At 53.8% G+C, this 15,595-nt stretch carries 14 protein-coding genes; 5 read left to right on the plus strand and 9 right to left on the minus strand.

The genetic code is table 11. The features are described 5' to 3' along the window. Positions 1-32: 32 nt before the first annotated feature. The 6 genes from ACT3TF_RS13900 to ACT3TF_RS13925 form a co-directional block, all read right to left on the minus strand. A complete protein-coding gene (locus ACT3TF_RS13900; RefSeq protein ID WP_444672412.1) occupies positions 33-1,562 on the minus strand; it encodes an ABC transporter substrate-binding protein in 1,530 nt (509 codons plus the stop codon). A gap of 113 nt (positions 1,563-1,675) precedes the next feature. Then, positions 1,676-3,532: an ABC transporter ATP-binding protein gene (locus tag ACT3TF_RS13905; protein ID WP_441686400.1), complete on the minus strand. Its 1,857-nt coding sequence runs from the start codon at positions 3,530-3,532 to the stop codon at positions 1,676-1,678. Positions 3,533-3,795: 263 nt separating this feature from the next. Further along, a complete protein-coding gene (locus ACT3TF_RS13910; protein WP_096276395.1) occupies positions 3,796-4,131 on the minus strand; it encodes a hypothetical protein in 336 nt (111 codons plus the stop codon). Positions 4,132-4,219: 88 nt separating this feature from the next. Continuing rightward, positions 4,220-5,257 (minus strand): histone deacetylase family protein, encoded by a 1,038-nt coding sequence (locus ACT3TF_RS13915; RefSeq protein WP_444672373.1) that lies wholly within the window; start codon positions 5,255-5,257, stop codon positions 4,220-4,222. A gap of 9 nt (positions 5,258-5,266) precedes the next feature. Then, positions 5,267-5,566, minus strand: a complete 300-nt coding sequence (locus tag ACT3TF_RS13920) for a GIY-YIG nuclease family protein (RefSeq protein WP_096276399.1) — start codon at positions 5,564-5,566, stop codon at positions 5,267-5,269. Then, positions 5,559-6,032: a YchJ family protein gene (locus ACT3TF_RS13925; RefSeq protein WP_441686405.1), complete on the minus strand. Its 474-nt coding sequence runs from the start codon at positions 6,030-6,032 to the stop codon at positions 5,559-5,561. The genes ACT3TF_RS13920 and ACT3TF_RS13925 overlap by 8 nt, the downstream gene beginning before the upstream one ends. A gap of 186 nt (positions 6,033-6,218) precedes the next feature. Here ACT3TF_RS13925 and ACT3TF_RS13930 point away from each other — a divergent pair, with 186 nt between their 5' ends. Continuing rightward, complete coding sequence (locus ACT3TF_RS13930) at positions 6,219-6,530, plus strand: hypothetical protein (RefSeq protein WP_096276403.1); 312 nt, start codon at positions 6,219-6,221, stop codon at positions 6,528-6,530. Positions 6,531-6,619: 89 nt separating this feature from the next. On the opposite strand, the gene argE is transcribed toward ACT3TF_RS13930, so the two are convergent. Beyond that, positions 6,620-7,783 carry an acetylornithine deacetylase gene (argE, locus tag ACT3TF_RS13935; RefSeq protein ID WP_444672374.1) on the minus strand — a complete coding sequence of 388 codons (1,164 nt, stop codon included), beginning with the start codon at positions 7,781-7,783 and terminating at the stop codon, positions 6,620-6,622. A 206-nt stretch (positions 7,784-7,989) separates the two neighbouring features. Here argE and ugpB point away from each other — a divergent pair, with 206 nt between their 5' ends. The 4 genes from ugpB to ACT3TF_RS13955 all read left to right on the plus strand — a co-directional run bounded on the left by ugpB (position 7,990) and on the right by ACT3TF_RS13955 (position 12,304). Next, positions 7,990-9,318, plus strand: coding sequence for a sn-glycerol-3-phosphate ABC transporter substrate-binding protein UgpB (gene ugpB, locus ACT3TF_RS13940; RefSeq protein WP_441686898.1), 1,329 nt, complete (start codon positions 7,990-7,992; stop codon positions 9,316-9,318). A 161-nt stretch (positions 9,319-9,479) separates the two neighbouring features. Further along, complete coding sequence (ugpA, locus tag ACT3TF_RS13945) at positions 9,480-10,364, plus strand: sn-glycerol-3-phosphate ABC transporter permease UgpA (RefSeq protein WP_444672375.1); 885 nt, start codon at positions 9,480-9,482, stop codon at positions 10,362-10,364. Positions 10,365-10,398: 34 nt separating this feature from the next. Further along, the gene (gene ugpE, locus ACT3TF_RS13950; RefSeq protein WP_444672413.1) at positions 10,399-11,247 is read left to right on the plus strand and encodes a sn-glycerol-3-phosphate ABC transporter permease UgpE; all 849 of its coding nucleotides are present in this window, start codon (positions 10,399-10,401) and stop codon (positions 11,245-11,247) included. 1 nt (position 11,248) lies between these two features. Continuing rightward, on the plus strand, positions 11,249-12,304 hold the full coding sequence (locus ACT3TF_RS13955; RefSeq protein ID WP_444672376.1) for a sn-glycerol-3-phosphate import ATP-binding protein UgpC: 1,056 nt from the start codon (positions 11,249-11,251) through the stop codon (positions 12,302-12,304). A gap of 26 nt (positions 12,305-12,330) precedes the next feature. Here the strand turns inward: ACT3TF_RS13955 and ACT3TF_RS13960 are convergent, their stop codons facing one another. Then, positions 12,331-13,968 (minus strand): bifunctional metallophosphatase/5'-nucleotidase, encoded by a 1,638-nt coding sequence (locus ACT3TF_RS13960; protein WP_444672377.1) that lies wholly within the window; start codon positions 13,966-13,968, stop codon positions 12,331-12,333. Between the two features lie 181 nt (positions 13,969-14,149). Beyond that, the gene (locus ACT3TF_RS13965; RefSeq protein ID WP_444672378.1) at positions 14,150-15,151 is read right to left on the minus strand and encodes a porin; all 1,002 of its coding nucleotides are present in this window, start codon (positions 15,149-15,151) and stop codon (positions 14,150-14,152) included. Positions 15,152-15,595: the final 444 nt, after the last annotated feature.

Genomic DNA, 15,595 nt, shown 5'->3' on the forward strand with positions numbered 1-15,595 from the left:
CGCTCTTTCAAGCGGCCAGGTTGCATCACGTTTCAGTCAGCGACATCGACATCGGTCAGGCGCATACGGTTATCCGGAGCAGGCTCAAAGTTCTCGACGCGATCGTTCACACCGTACAAGGCATTAATACTGTAAAGCGGCATTTCCAGCGCGCGATCTTGGGTATAGCGTGCAATCGCCTGAAGCAGCTCTTCACGCTCATCCTTGTCTGAAATACTGCGCTGTGCTTCTAGCATTTCATCTAATTCAGGGTCGCTGTCGTAAGGATTCCAGCGCTCGCCGCTGTGGTACATCAGGTAGGCCGTATTATCGAAATCGAACGTCCAACCACCCCACTTTTGTTGGAACATCTCGCCCGTACGCCCTGCGGGAATAATGTCATTCAGCAGCACATTGGTTTCATAAGGCTGGATTGAGGCGGTCACGCCTACGGCCTGCAGGTAGGAAGCGACGACTTGAGCCACCTCGCCAAAGGTCGCGTCGTTACCTCGCACATCAATCTGCACGGTAGCGCCAGGCTCGATGCCGGCATCATCCAACAGCTGGCGAGCCTGCTGTGGATCATAGGGCAGCGGTTCCATTTCAGGATCATGACCAAACGACTGAGCGCCCTGGAAGCTGGCAATCATCTCGCCTTCACCCGCTAAAATTGCGTCAATAATAGCCTGGCGGTCGACGGCCATGATTAATGCTTTACGCACGCGCTCATCGGCGGTAATACCTGACTGGGTGTTAAAACGAATCGCTTCCACGGTCGGTGAAGGTACGCTGACAATGCTCACACCGTCGTGATTTTGGATCGTATCAATCATACCGATTGGAATAGTCGGTGGGATGACGATATCAACACGCCCTGCCTGCAGCTCAGCAACAGCGGTGGAGGGTTCAGAAATAAAGCGATAGGTTACATTTTCCAGCTTCGGCGCCCCGCCCCAATGGTCGGCAAAGGCTTCCAGCTGGATATCCTCACGAGGATTGTACGCCACCACCTTGAAGGGCCCAGTGCCAACGGGATGAGTATTGAAATACTCGTCGTCATGCTCTTCCAGGTAAGCCGGAGGTACGATCATTGCACCGTAACCAGCAAGCTTGGTCAATAACACCGGATCCAGCTCATTGAGATGGAAGTCAACGGTGTAATCATCAATGATTTCTACGCTTTCAATCGCGGTGTAGTTAGAACGCTGCGGCCCTCGCGAACCTTCCTCGCCCAGTAAACGATCAAAAGTGAACTTTACCGCTTGGGCATTGAAGGGTTCGCCGTTATGGAAGGTGACGCCTTCGCGTAGCGTGAAACGAATACGGGTGCCGTCATCCAGCTCCTCCCACTCGGTAGCCAGGCCGGGCACCAGCTCCAAATCAGGCCCGCGATACGTTAAGCCATCGAAAATATTGGTGGCAACCGACGCCCAATTGACTAGAAAAGTATCGATAGGATCCCAGGTACCAGGGTCCTGGGGTGATGCGATAGTTAACGAACCCGCTTGTGCCGATGCTGAAAAGGCAACGCTTAAGGCCAGGCTCGCGATCACGCTATTGAGCACCGTTTTAGTTTTTAGCATGTTAGGTTTTTGCATGAGGTTCACTCCTGTTTTTTGTCACTAACCTTGCTAGAAAATAACGAGCAAGGTGTTTTTTTAGAGCACTATCTGCCGGGCGGTCGCTCAACAGGCAACTAAGATGCCAAACGCGCGTCAGTGTCGGTTTCCTGAGCAACGAAATGACCGGTGCTCACCTGCACTAACGGCACATGCTCAGGCTCATCACCGACCTTGCGAATGGGGCTGAGGATATCGCCTTGTAGCAACACTCGCTCTCGCCGATGGCCAGGGTCCGCCACTGGCACAGCGTTCAAGAGCTTGCGGGTGTAAGAGTGCTGAGGTGTATCGAATACCGCTTGACGCTCACCCAGCTCGACAACTTGGCCTAAGTGCAGCACTGCAACGCGATGGCTCATTTTTTCCACCACCGCCATGTCATGGCTAATGAATAGATAGGCCAAGCCTTCGTCTTGCTGCAACTCCATGAGCAGATGAATAATCTGCGCCTGAATTGACACATCTAGTGCAGACAGCGCTTCGTCCGCAATAATCAGCTTAGGCTTGGATGCCAGCGCACGCGCGATGCAGACTCGCTGCCGCTGGCCGCCCGAGAACTCGTGAGGATAGCGATCAGCCTGCTCTGCGCTTAGCCCAACGCGTTCCAACAGTTGATCAACCCGCTGGCGTATCGCTTTTGTACCGTGCAACAAACCATGGGTGCGGATCGGCTCAGCAATCGAAAAGCCCACCGTTTTGCGTGGATCTAAGGAGGCGAACGGGTCTTGGAAGATGTACTGCACCTCCTGGCGCAGGCGCATTTTTTCGGCGCGCGACATGTCTGCTACCGCCTGGCCGTTAAAGCGTATCGTGCCGCTGGTACTTTCTTGCAATTGCTGAATAGTGCGTCCGATAGTCGATTTTCCAGAGCCTGACTCACCGACTAGCGCCAAGGTTTCACCAGGGAAAATAGTGAAGCTGACATTTTCTACCGCATGCACTCGATGGCTAATGCCGCCAAAGAAACCCTTACGAATATCAAAGCGAGTCACTAGGTTTTCCACCTCTACCACCGGAGTGGCATCGGTTTTAGCGGTATCCTGCGTTTTGCTTTCACCCCGCGTAACCGCTGCATTCGCCTTAAATTCAACCAAAGGGTCCATTCGTGGCAGCGGCTCGCCTCGCATACTCCCCAGCGTTGGCACTGCGGCGAGCAAGGCTTGAGTGTAGGGATGCTGCGGATTGGCAAATATCTCCTCCACTGTGGCTTCCTCTACCTTCTCGCCATGGCGCATGACCACTACTTGATCGGCCATCTCTGCCACTACGCCCATGTCATGCGTAATAAAGATAACCGCCATCCCCAGCTCCTGCTGAAGGTCGCGCATGATGGTAAGAATCTGGGCCTGAATCGTCACGTCCAGTGCCGTGGTAGGCTCATCGGCTACCAGCACCTTGGGTCGGCAAGCTAACGCCATGGCGATCATTACCCGCTGGCGCATGCCGCCCGATAGCTGGTGAGGGTAGCGCTTCAGCAGTGCTTCTGCATCGGCCAAGCGCACCAACTTAAGCAATTTGACCGCCTCAGCTTGTGCCGTGGCCTTGGTATGTTTTTCATGCAGGACGAGTACTTCGGTAATTTGGTCACCGATAGTGTAAACCGGGTTCAGCGACGTCATCGGCTCTTGAAAGATCATGGCAATTTCCTTGCCACGTATCTTGCGCATCGCCTTATCGGAAAGCTGCGCGAGGTCTTGCGTTTGCCCACCCTCGGCATCGCGACAAAAATGTATCGAGCCTTGGGTAATCTCAGCGTTCATGTATTCAACTAAACGCATGATGGCAAGTGACGTCACCGACTTTCCTGAACCTGACTCACCGACGATGGCGGTTGTCTTGCCAGGATAAACATCAAAACTTAGATTATTAACAACGCAGTTAGAACCAAAATTCACGCTCAAGGAGCGAACCGATAGCGCGGGTGTCGTTATCACAAGATGCCATGCTCCCTGCTCGTGGGCAGCGCTGTCTTTTGATCAGCGTCAATGTAGGCTGCCCAGAGCGTTCGTAAACCATTAGTCGTATGTAGTAATTACTTCAAACTACTTATATTGTTAAACTTTTGTCAATTTATAATCGTATAACACCCGCGAATTCATCCCGCCGTTAACACCTGAAAATTTCAGTACACGCACAAAAAACTCCCATTTCGGGAGTTTGAAAGCTGCGTACCTATACGCTTTGCATGCACACGAAATTATCCCACCCGGTGCTGCTTGAGAACGGTAAGGCTGCGTTCTTCTTCATTTTGGGGCTGGGAAGGTGCCTGGCGGGTGCCGACCAGCACGTACCATTCCGCTTCGGAAAGGTACGTTTCGCACCAGCGCCCCAGGATAAAAGCACTCTCTTCGCGGGTGCGCTGGCCACTGCGGTAATCATGGGCTAACAGTAATAAATTCTGCCGGGCAGTGCGTGCGCGGGCATTACCACCGTGTACTTTTGCCAGCGGACAGCGTCGATCATACGCTGCGTTGGTCAACGCGTTGAGCCAACGTTCCAATTCATGTGCCTGAATGCCGCCATACACTGCCACGCTTAAGCTCCCTGCCCCGTTTAAAGGGCGTCAGCCTGCCCGATTTACTGGCCGCTGTCACTGGTTAAACTTTGTCCGTTGTTGAATATTAGTGAAGACCTTGTTCAAAACCTTGTAACACATTGACTACATTGACACCAATTGCATCCACCGCATAGCCCCCTTCCATCAGAAACACGCTAGGCAGGCCTGCCTCCGCGAGGCGTTTACCTAGCGCGACAAAATCGGCGCTCGCAAAGGTGAAGGCACTAATCGGATCGCCCTCAAAGATATCGACCCCCAATGACACAATTAGGCAATCGCATTCAGCGGCCTTAATCTGCGCCAATGCCGTTTCCAAGGTCGCCATCCAGGTAGCGACGCTGGTGCCTGGAGGCATGGGGTAATTGACGTTATAGCCTTTGCCATTACCTTCGCCTTGTTCATCAGCGTAGCCCAAGTAATAGGGAAAGGTGACCTCGGGATCGCCATGCAGCGATATAAACAGCACATCGTCACGGCTATAGAAGATCTGCTGGGTGCCGTTGCCGTGGTGAAAATCCACGTCCAGAATTGCAACGCGGCGCTTGCCTGCATCCAACGCTCGCTGGGCAGCAACCGCGGCATTATTGAAAAAGCAGTAGCCGCCGAACTGATCATAAGCGGCGTGGTGGCCGGGCGGTCGGCATAGTCCGAAGCTTGGTTCACCGGTTTGTAGAGTGTGCTCCACCGCGCCAAGTGCCACATCTTTACTCGCCATGGCGGCTTCAAAGGTGCCTTCAGAAATCGACGTTTCCGCCGCCAGAGCGTAGTAACCTAGCTGACCACTAATAGAGCGCGGAATGCGGTCACCACGCATGCTCCGCGCCGGCCAGATGTTGGGAATCGCCTCACCTTCGTGCCCTGCCGCTCCCCACTCTTTCCAACAGTTAGCTAAAAACGTGACGTAGTGCTCGTCATGCACCGCCAGTACCGGTGCCAGGCCATAATCGTTGGGCGTACAAATATCGCCAAGGCCAGATTGACGGATTTTTTTAAGCACCAGATCAAGGCGTTCAGGGCACTCAAATGGTGTGACCAACGCGCCATCATGTAACTCGGTACGCGCTTGGCGCAAACGGCTTTTTTCTGAGTAAAACGTCAGCATGCAGGTTCCTTAATCGGCATCTAATTGATACGGCCACTGTTTGGCCCAGCGGCGTTTCTGGCTCGCTGTTTGCTGCTTTAACTGGTATTCAGCACGGCTAGCGGCGGCGCGATCTTCAAACGGCTCGGCGCCTAATAGCGCAACGGGAGGGTTCGCCCGCGTGTAACGCGCCCCTTTACCAAGGCAATGCGCCTGATAACGCTTCGCTAGGTTATTGGTAATCCCGGTATAGGTGCCGCGCTGGCACTCAAGTAAGTACAGATACCATTGAGTACCGGCTTGCTGAGGCTCAACGATGCCACTATTCACCGCAACAAACCTTTAATTTACGCCCGCTACCACATAGGCACGGATCATTACGGCGCGGCTTTAAACGCGTTAGCGTGGGCGTGCCGTCCACATACCACCAGCGCTGTTCTTCGTGCGTAAAGCGAGACACTTCATCAAGCACATGCCAACGGCCATGCTCTCGTTTTCGTTCACAAAAAAAGGCGCGAAAATGTACGTAACCGACATTCGCAAGCGGCGGCTCGGCGGCCACGATAGTGAGCCCTTTCCACTCGGTATCGGGGTCAGGCGGCAGGCTGCTTGGCCGCGTTGAGGTGTGCCATGTCGCGAGTAAGTAGTCGCTAAGACCTAGCGCAAAGGCGGCATAGCGAGAACGCATCAGTGCTTCAGGTGTAGGCGCCACCTCACCGTGATGATAGCGACCACAGCAGCTATCCAGCGTTAAATCGCTACCACAGGGGCACGTTTTAGGGGTCGTTAAGGTCATAACAGGTGCTCTTTCACAACATCGCTCATAGCCTAACCGAAAGGTGCTATGCGCGTCGCCCGGCATGTATACGTTTTGTGTCGATATTTCCGCTGGGTTGGGTATATAGTGGTAACGCAAAATATTTAAACGACGGAGTACGAATAACGACCAATCATTCTTTCCAAAATTTTGGAGGTTCTCCCTATGAAGGTTTACAAACCGGAATGGCAGTGCACGTTTAGCGTAAACGAAGGCGCGGAAGAATCAGCCACTTGGAAAGAGAGAGTCGCATGGCGGCTCAGGGGTGTTGCGGATCGACTGGAAGGCGGCGGGCGCACGGTAAAAATTGACTACCGCGTGACGCCAATGGTTAGCCCCCAAGAAGTAGACACGTGTTTAGGTAAAGGCTTTGAAGTCACTCAGCGTCTGCTAACGCAGTTAGCCCAGCAGCAGGCGTGCGAAGACGTGATGCGTCATGCCAAAGCCGAGCTTTATGAGCAACACTCTCAGCACTGATGCGCTATAAACATCTTATTTAATGTGTGCTTGAAAACAATCCCACCCCTTTAACAGGGTGGGATTTTTGTTATCAGGCAGCGCGCTTGTTAAGCCGGCTGCTCCAGCGCTTTACCCATCTTAGCTAGAAAATCATCGCAGGCTTGCAGCTGTTCTATCTCGACATACTCATCGGGCTGGTGCGCCTGGGCGATGCTGCCAGGGCCGAGAATAATGGTTTGCAAGCCTTGGCCTTGAAACTGCCCGGCCTCGGTGGCGTAAGCCACTGCGTGGTTGCAGCAGGCAGCTGGCAAATGATCTTTGGCTAAACGTAGTACGTAGTCATTATCACGATCAGCCAGCCCCGGCACTGTCGGGCTAAGGGGCGTAGTGGTGATCTCAACGTGCTTGCCTTTCGCCTGTAGTTCAGCGGTTAACTGTGCACAAAATGCATCGAAACGCGCATAGACCGACTCAAACGTTTCGGTGGGCAGGTGGCGGATTTCCCAATCAAACTGACACTCTCGCGCCATAATATTGATCGCCGTACCGCCTTTAATTTTTCCTACATGCAGGCTGGTATGCGGCACGTTAAAGGTCTCATCCACACGTCCTTCTTCGACTAAGGCTGCCATTGTGTCTTCAATAACGGTTACTAGCCGCGCCGCCACATGAATCGCTGACGTACCCTGGTTGACCTGACTGCTGTGCGCTTCACGACCAATCACCGTGGTACGCAGGTTCGTTGCGCCCTTTTGCGCTACCACCGGCTGCATGCTGGTTGGCTCACCCACAATGACGTTGGCCGTTTGTGAGTAGTGTTCACAGAAGAAACGGATAAGGTCCGGCGCGCCGACACAGCCAATTTCTTCATCGTACGAGAAGCCTAGATAAATCGGCTGCTGCAACGGTGCTTTCACCCAGGTAGGCACCCTGGCCAACACGCAGGCAATAAAGCCTTTCATATCGCAAGTGCCACGCCCATACAAACGCCCATCGCCACCATCGCGCAGCGTAAACGGGTCACTCGACCACGGCTGTCCGGCCACCGGCACCACGTCAGTGTGCCCAGAAAGCATGACGCCACCCGGTGCATCAGGGCCAATTCTGGCGACTAGGTTAGCTTTGGTGCCACAAGGACTCATCACACGGTCAGCGCTAACGCCATGCCCAGCTAAGTAACCTTCAACGTACTCAATCAGCGCTAAATTAGATTCGCTAGAGGTGGTGTCAAAGGCGACCAGTTTTTCCAAAAGCGCGATGGTGTCAGACATGATCTTCTCTTTCTCAAGTGATATGGCGCTAACCCTACCACTCCCACCTTATGAAACCTACTCTGCTTACCTAATGCTGAATTTCATTTCGTATTCACCTCGCATTCATCAAAACGTCACCTACACTCTCTATTGTTCAGTGCATTCAAAAATCTTAAAAAACGTACTGCACTGCCTGATGAAATTCAGGCTCACAAGGAGCTGTTATGTCTCGTTTTACGTTGCACGCCCTCTCAGTAGGTATCGCAGCGGCAAGCCTTAGCTTGTCGGCTCACGCAGCGACCGAAATAACTTGGTGGCACTCCATGGGCGGCGAGCTGGGCGATCGTTTGAGCGCGCTGGCCGAGGACTTCAACGCCACCCAGGATGAGTACCGTGTCACGCCCTCCTACCGGGGCGAATACGAACAGACCATGGTCAACACCATTGCCGCCTTCCGCGCAGGCGAGCAGCCACACCTCGTACAGATTTATGAGGTGGGCACCGGCACCATGATGGCCGCCCAGGGCGCCATATACCCGGTTTACGAGCTGATGGAAGAGCACGGCAACACCTTTGACGCGGACGACTACCTGCCCGTAGTGACGGGTTACTACACCGACACCAACGGCAACATGCTCTCCCTGCCGTTCAACTCGTCCACGCCGATTCTTTACTACAACAAAGCCATTTTTGAAGCCGCTGGCCTCGACCCGGAAACGCCACCGACCACTTGGCAAGAAATGGGCGAGATGGGCCAGCAAATCGTCGACGAGGGCGCAGCCTCCTGTGGCTTCACCATGGCCTATGCCGCCAACTGGGTGGGCCTTGAGAACTTCTCAGCGCTGCACAATCAGCCCATCGGCACCCAGGAAAACGGCTTCGGCGGACTGGATACCGAGTTCGTCTTCAACGGTGAGGTGCAAGCGCGCTTTTGGGATCAGTTGAAGGAGTGGTCGGATAGCGGCGTTTACAGCTACGCAGGCCCGGCGAACGGCCCGGACGCGGCGCCCTCGTTCTACTCAAGCGACTGCGCGATGTACATGAACTCGTCAGCGTCGCGGGCCGACGTTCTGGCCAACTCCGACTTCGACGTGGGCTTTGGCATGCTGCCTTACTATGATGACGTGGACGGCGCACCGCAGAACTCCATCATTGGCGGCGCGACCCTGTGGGTGCTTTCCGGCCACGAAGAAAGCGAGTACGCAGGCGTTGCCGAATTCCTCGAGTATCTCTCCTTACCCGAAGTTCAGGCCGAATGGCACCAGGGCACCGGCTACCTGCCGATTACCGCCGCCGCTTATGAGCTGAGCCAGGAGCAGGGTTACTACGACGAGAACCCGGGCGCAGATATCGCCATCGAGCAGATCAACTTAAACGAGCCTACGGAAAACTCCAAGGGCCTGCGCTTTGGCAACTACCCACAGGTGCGCATGGTTCTGGACGAAGAGTTCCAGGCCGTACTGGCTGGCAACAAGAGCGGCCAGCAAGCGCTGGATGATGCGGCTCGTCGCGGCAATCAGATCCTGCGCGACTTCGAGGCTGCCAATAACTAAGCCCTTCTCGTTACTGGTAAAAAGGCCCCGGCTTTTATAGCCGGGGTTTGTTATAGGAGCCATCCCATACGCCCTGATCACCGGAGCCTATGGGATGGCTTACTTCCTGGCAGCTGTCCACAGCGGCCAGCCGCACCAACGATAGTAAGACAGGATGTGCCATGCAGACCAAACGCTCCACCTATCAAAATCGGTGGCTCCCTTTTTTACTCTTGGCGCCGCAATTAGCGATCACGCTGGTGTTTTTTATCTGGCCGGCAAGCCAGGCGGTCAAATCGAGTTTCGAGCGTACCGATGCGTTTGGCTTCAAGACGACGTTCATCGGCCTTGAGAACTATGCACGTATTCTGGCCGACCCCAGCTACCTGAATGCACTAGGGCGCACCGCGATTTTTTCCCTCTCGGTGACGGTTCTTTCGATGAGTCTGGCGCTTTTACTCGCCGTTTGTGTCAACCGCGTACTGAAGAGCGCCAAGTTCTACACCACGCTGCTGGTCTGGCCTTACGCCGTCGCTCCGGTGGTTGCCGGGGTGCTGTGGTGGTTTCTGTTCAATCCCACCATCGGCCTTTTACCGCATCTGCTTGATTGGTTCGGCATCAGCTGGAACCACCGCGTTTCGGGCACTCAGGCGATGATTTTGATCACCATTGCAGCCGCCTGGAAGCAGATTTCCTACAACTTTCTGTTTTTCCTGGCCGGGCTGCAATCGGTGCCACAGTCGCTGATGGAGGCGACAGCCATTGATGGCGCGGGGCCCTTCAAGCGTTTCTGGACCATCGTGCTGCCGCTTTTATCGCCCACTACCTTCTTTTTGCTGATCATCAACATCAACTATGTGATGTTCGACACCTTCGGGGTGATTGATGCCACCACTGCCGGCGGGCCAGGCCAGGCGACCATGACGCTGGTCTACAAGGTCTACACCGATGGTGTGGCGGGGCTGAATATTGGTTCCTCATCCGCGCAGTCGGTGCTGCTGATGGGCATTGTGATCATTCTGACGTTTATCCAGTTCCGATATGTGGAGCGTCGGGTCAACTACTAGCGCGTTAAGGCTATTCACTTATTTGAGTATCGACATGGTTGAAAATAGACCCTATCTGAACCTCCTGACCCACCTGGTGCTGATCGCTGGCGTGCTGGTCGTGGCGTTTCCGGTATACGTGGCGTTTATCGCCTCGACTCACGAATCCAGCGCCTTCGTGCGCGGCGTGCTGCCGCTAGTGCCCGGCGAAAATATGTGGGCCTCCTATAAACAGATGCTGGGCTCCGGCTGGCAGGTGGGCGGCACGCCGCCGGTGTTGCTGATGCTGGGCAACTCGCTGATCATGGCGCTGACCATTGCCATCGGCAAGATCGCCATTTCGATTCTATCCGCCTTTGCGATTGTCTATTTCCGCTTTCCGTTTCGCATGCTGGCATTCTGGATCATTTTCATCACCCTAATGCTACCGGTCGAAGTTCGTATCATCCCCACCTATGCGGTCGTTGCCGACCTGGGCATGCTCAACTCCTACGCGGGGTTGACGCTGCCATTGATTGCCTCAGCTACTGCGACCTTCCTATTCCGTCAGTTCTTCATGACGGTGCCTGAAGAGCTGATGGAAGCGAGCCGGGTGGACGGCGCCGGGCCGATGAAGTTCTTTAAGGACATTCTGCTTCCGGTATCGATCACCAATATCGCCGCGCTTTTCGTAATCATGTTCATCTACGGCTGGGTGCAGTACCTGTGGCCACTGCTGGTCACCACCGACGAAGACTTCTATACCATCGTGCTGGGCATCAAGCGGCTGATGGCATCATCCGACCGCGTACCCGCCTGGAACCTGATTATGGCGACCGTGATGCTTGCCATGCTGCCACCAGTATTAGTGGTGCTGTTCATGCAAAAAATGTTTGTGAAAGGCCTGACCGAGACGGAGAAATAACATGGCCAGTATTACCTTGGAAGGGCTTGAGAAAACCTACGCGGGCGATGTGCATGCGGTAAAGGGCATTGATCTAGCGATTAAAGACGGCGAGTTTGTGGTGCTGGTAGGCCCTTCAGGCTGCGGAAAGTCGACGCTTTTGCGCATGGTCGCAGGGCTGGAAACGATTACTCAGGGCACGCTTAAGATCGGTGATCGCGTGGTCAATAAACTCGAACCCGCCGAACGCGATATTGCCATGGTGTTTCAGAACTATGCGCTTTATCCACACATGACGGTGTACAACAATCTCGCTTACGGATTAAAGAACCGTGGCTTCAAAAAGCCCGAGATCGAAGTGCGCGTGCGTAAAGCGGCCAAAATGCTCGAAATAGAGGAGTTCCTAGAACGCAAACCGCGCAAGCTCTCCGGCGGCCAGCGCCAGCGCGTTGCGATGGGACGGGCGCTGGTCCGCGACCCCGCCGCGTTTTTGTTCGACGAGCCGCTGTCTAATCTGGATGCCAAACTGCGCGTGCAAATGCGTGTCGAAATTAAGCAGCTCCAACGGCGCTTGAAAACGACCAGCCTGTACGTCACCCACGACCAGCTAGAAGCCATGACGCTAGGTGACCGTTTAGTCGTTTTAAATGCCGGGCGGATTGAGCAAGTCGGCACGCCAATGGAAATTTATGCGAGACCGGCAACCCTATTCGTTGCGGGATTTATCGGCTCCCCCGCCATGAACATGCTGCCGGTGAACTATCTAATGGAAAAAGGCGCCAGCGGCCTGCTGGATGACTTGCCAGAAGGCACCGATATCGTCGGCATTCGTCCTGATGACATGCACTTAATACCCCCTGCCGCGCCCCACTTAATCGTCGAATCAACCCTTGCGCTATTTGAAGCCGCCGGTGCCGAAAGCCATCTGTACGTGACGCTTGCCGAAAGCGACCAGCCCATCGTCATTCGCGTTTCAGGCCAGCCGCCGGTCGCCGAAGGTGAAACACTGCGATTTTTTGTAACCCGCGACGCCCTGCATCCTTTCAACAGCACAACTGGGCAACGCATGGGGGATTAGTCCATAAGTTAACGCCGCAAGTAGTCTTAAGACTCGCTGGCAGCAAGGTCGATAATCCGGCCTTCAACGTGATAGTCCACTTCGCCAACCGTCACCATATAGTCACGCAGCATCTCCCAATCGGTGTTACCCACGATGGTGCTGCGTTCGTCATCATAGGCGGCCTTAAGCGCAGCATGGCTGTCGCCGCCGGCAGCGGTGAAGTTATTGGTGGCGATTGTGTAGGTACGCGCAGGGTCAACGTCCTGCAGCTCACCGTTCTGCGTTACTTTCAGGCTTATCACGCGCTCGCCTGCGAGTTCGCGGCTGTCATATTCCACCTGGGTGCCGCGAGATACCTGCAGGAAGGCGCCGCTCTCTTCCGGCGCGCCCGCCAGTGCAATCTCGAAGGTTTCTAGAAGCTCGGCGCCGGTCACGTCCATCAGCGTCAACCGGTTACCGAAGGGCTGCACCGCGATCAGCTCGCCAACGGTGATATCGCCCTCGGCAATCGGCTCGCGAATGCCGCCACCGTTTTGTAGCGCCAGCACGGTGTCCGGGTTCACCCGGCGGGCGGCCGCAAGCTGACCATCGGCAATCAGGTTACCCAGCGCGGTTTCATCGGCACGCACACTTTGTTCATCGCCATTGCCATGACGCGGGTTGGGAAGCGATGTATTCAGGTGAGCGCCCACTTGGGTATCGCGTACTTCTTCGATTCGAGCGGTGTACGGCTCGAGCATCTCAAGCGCTTGAGCATCAGGCTTGAAATCCTCTGCCGCCAGCAGTTCGCCCCTGGCATGGAGCACCAAGCCGCCGTCATCGAAGGTGACTTGCATCACGCCCAGGTACTTGCCGTACTCGTTCGCTTGGCCGATCACCGTCGATGCTTTGGGCTCGCCTAGGTCGCTCTCGTCCACCGTAACGGGTGATTCAAGGCGCGTATGGCTGTGCCCACCGATGATCACGTCCACCCCTTCCACGTGCTGGGCCAACAGCAGGTCATTGCCCACGCTTGGGTCGCTGTCGTAACCCAAATGAGTCAGCGCAATAATCTTGTTCACGCCTCGATCTTCAAAGCTTGTCACCATGTCCTCAGCAGCTTGTTGATAATCACTGATAGCGACTTGGCCGGGGCTTGAAATTGTCTCGCTATCTTGAGTACTTAGCCCAAAGATGCCGATTCGCTCACCGCGATGTTCGATAATAATACCGTCATAAAGCTTGCCCGCTTGCGCGTCTGCGCTAAGCGACTCGCCCAGCGAGTCAGCAAATTCATGTGCTGCGGAGAAATCTAGATTGGCGCCGAGAATAGGAAAGTCGGCACCCGCAAAAAACGCCGCTAGCGCCTGATGCCCTTCTTCCGGGTCACCCAAATCAAACTCATGATTACCGGGAACCAAGGCGTCGTAACCCATGAGATTCATAAACTCCAGCGCATCCTGGCCCTGAAACTCATTGAAATACAGCGTGCCAGAAAAGATGTCACCAGCATCGAGTAATAGCCCTTCGCCATACTGCTCACGCGCGTGATTCAGCGCGGTCATCAAATAGGGATACTGATCGGTCCGCCCGTGGAGATCGTTGGTATGAAAAATCGTCAGCGTGTAGCTATCGGCCAACACAGGGGAGGCGGTAATGAACAGTGCTGTCCCTAGCGCAAGACTATATCGATTAAAATGCATTTTAACGGCTCCTTTTATATCGAGTTTATAATATTATCAAAAAAATACCCCATCACTTAAATAACTTTTCGGACACACTAAAAACCGGTGTGGAAGCATCCACACCGGTAAAGATCGAAACATGCGAGCTAACTAAGAGCAAAGAACTAAAATAACGCCACTGCTAAAAACATTCTGTTAATTAAAAGTGGTAGCGAGCGCCTAATGCGAAGTACATATCTTCTTCGTAATCGTTAACAGCATCTAGATTACGATCATTAAGCTCAAGGAACATATCGAAATTGCTAGACAGCTTGTACATTGACCCTAACGCCCAAGCGTTGCGATCACTGCTAGCACCGTCCACCTCGATGTTGTAGTAATCGGCAAAGAACTTCCATGAATCAATCGCGAAAGTAGCACCAACACCGATTTTATCGAAACCGCCGCCGTAGACATCATCATCGCCGCGGGTTTCATAACCAACACGAGCAGAGACACCATCGGTAATGGCAAACTCGCCTGTAGCACCATATCGCATGTCACCGTTACCGCCGCCACGCACAGTGTCTTCAACGTAGCCTAGCGCTAAACGAGCCGGCCCCGTTTCATAAACCACGCCACCTTGCGTTGCGATAGCGCTACCTTCACCGTTCTGTTCAACGTCGGTTAAGCCGCGTTCAGAAAAGTGTTTCGCAGACAGCATAGCTTGAAAGCCATTGATTTTAGGTGATTTGTAGCCAACAGAGTCACCACGTGACTGCAAGCCACCGCCAGCGAATTCATAGCCACGCTCAACGTAAACGTCGAACGGTGCCATCACGTAGTTATCGTAGAAGCTATTGTAGCTACCGGCCATAAAGGTACCGAACTGCTTACTTTCTAAACCAAGGTAGCTGTTGCGGACTTCATCAAAACCAGGGCTGCTTCGCTCATCGGCTCTAAAGCGCCACTCAACGCGAGCAAAAGCGCGCAGATCGCGAGAGACCTGGTGGCCAGCGGTAATCCGTAGGCGTGAGCCAAAGTTACGGAACTCCTCACCGTTGTCTACACCGTTCTTAACACCACCGCCTTCAAAACCCATCGCGATACGACCATAGATCTCCAGATCAGTACCATCTTGATCATAAACGGTGGCTGCTTGTGCTGCAGTGGCTCCTAATAAGCTGCTAACGGCTAGGGCCAGAGTCATTTTTTTAAACATGCGTGTTCCCATTGAAGTAGTCAATACTTGAGCATTGCTAGTCACGGCGAAGAACAAATAACGCCTTAGCGCCGGGAACCTTAAAGCAGTTATATTTCATTAATTTTAACGTTTTAATTTTTCTGGACTTAATTTTATTTATAATGAAAAAATAAAAACGCCATAAAACGTTAACATATAGATGTTAACTAATATTCAGATTAACGTTATTTAAATATAAGCCCATTCCACATCTTTCTCGGTCTGACCACCCTGCATTCTTCGGGCTAATGCCCACGTGTCATCGCTTATTCATCGGTTTAACTCAGCAGTGTCATTCTCCTCTCCCACACTGCGTATAAACGTGATGAAGGGATGAATCGCTCATGCGGCTCTGTATCGTTAGTGAAACATGGTCACCGGACATCAACGGCGTTGCCCATACGCTGAGCCGGCTAAGCTGTG

Origin of the sequence: Halomonas sp. AOP25-F1-15, assembly GCF_052378675.1 — a bacterium.
GTDB classification, from domain to species: domain Bacteria; phylum Pseudomonadota; class Gammaproteobacteria; order Pseudomonadales; family Halomonadaceae; genus Vreelandella; species Vreelandella casei.

What these genes read in the sequence shown, in the direction of transcription:
- ACT3TF_RS13900 (WP_444672412.1), bottom strand. Translation starts at nt 1,562, where the DNA reads ATGCTAAAAACTAAAACGGTGCTCAATAGCGTGATCGCGAGCCTGGCC.
- ACT3TF_RS13915 (WP_444672373.1), bottom strand. Translation starts at nt 5,257, where the DNA reads ATGCTGACGTTTTACTCAGAAAAAAGCCGTTTGCGCCAAGCGCGTACC.
- ACT3TF_RS13925 (WP_441686405.1), bottom strand. Translation starts at nt 6,032, where the DNA reads ATGACCTTAACGACCCCTAAAACGTGCCCCTGTGGTAGCGATTTAACG.
- ACT3TF_RS13930 (WP_096276403.1), top strand. Translation starts at nt 6,219, where the DNA reads ATGAAGGTTTACAAACCGGAATGGCAGTGCACGTTTAGCGTAAACGAA.
- argE (WP_444672374.1), bottom strand. Translation starts at nt 7,783, where the DNA reads ATGTCTGACACCATCGCGCTTTTGGAAAAACTGGTCGCCTTTGACACC.
- ugpB (WP_441686898.1), top strand. Translation starts at nt 7,990, where the DNA reads ATGTCTCGTTTTACGTTGCACGCCCTCTCAGTAGGTATCGCAGCGGCA.
- ugpA (WP_444672375.1), top strand. Translation starts at nt 9,480, where the DNA reads ATGCAGACCAAACGCTCCACCTATCAAAATCGGTGGCTCCCTTTTTTA.
- ugpE (WP_444672413.1), top strand. Translation starts at nt 10,399, where the DNA reads ATGGTTGAAAATAGACCCTATCTGAACCTCCTGACCCACCTGGTGCTG.
- ACT3TF_RS13955 (WP_444672376.1), top strand. Translation starts at nt 11,249, where the DNA reads ATGGCCAGTATTACCTTGGAAGGGCTTGAGAAAACCTACGCGGGCGAT.
- ACT3TF_RS13960 (WP_444672377.1), bottom strand. Translation starts at nt 13,968, where the DNA reads ATGCATTTTAATCGATATAGTCTTGCGCTAGGGACAGCACTGTTCATT.
- ACT3TF_RS13965 (WP_444672378.1), bottom strand. Translation starts at nt 15,151, where the DNA reads ATGTTTAAAAAAATGACTCTGGCCCTAGCCGTTAGCAGCTTATTAGGA.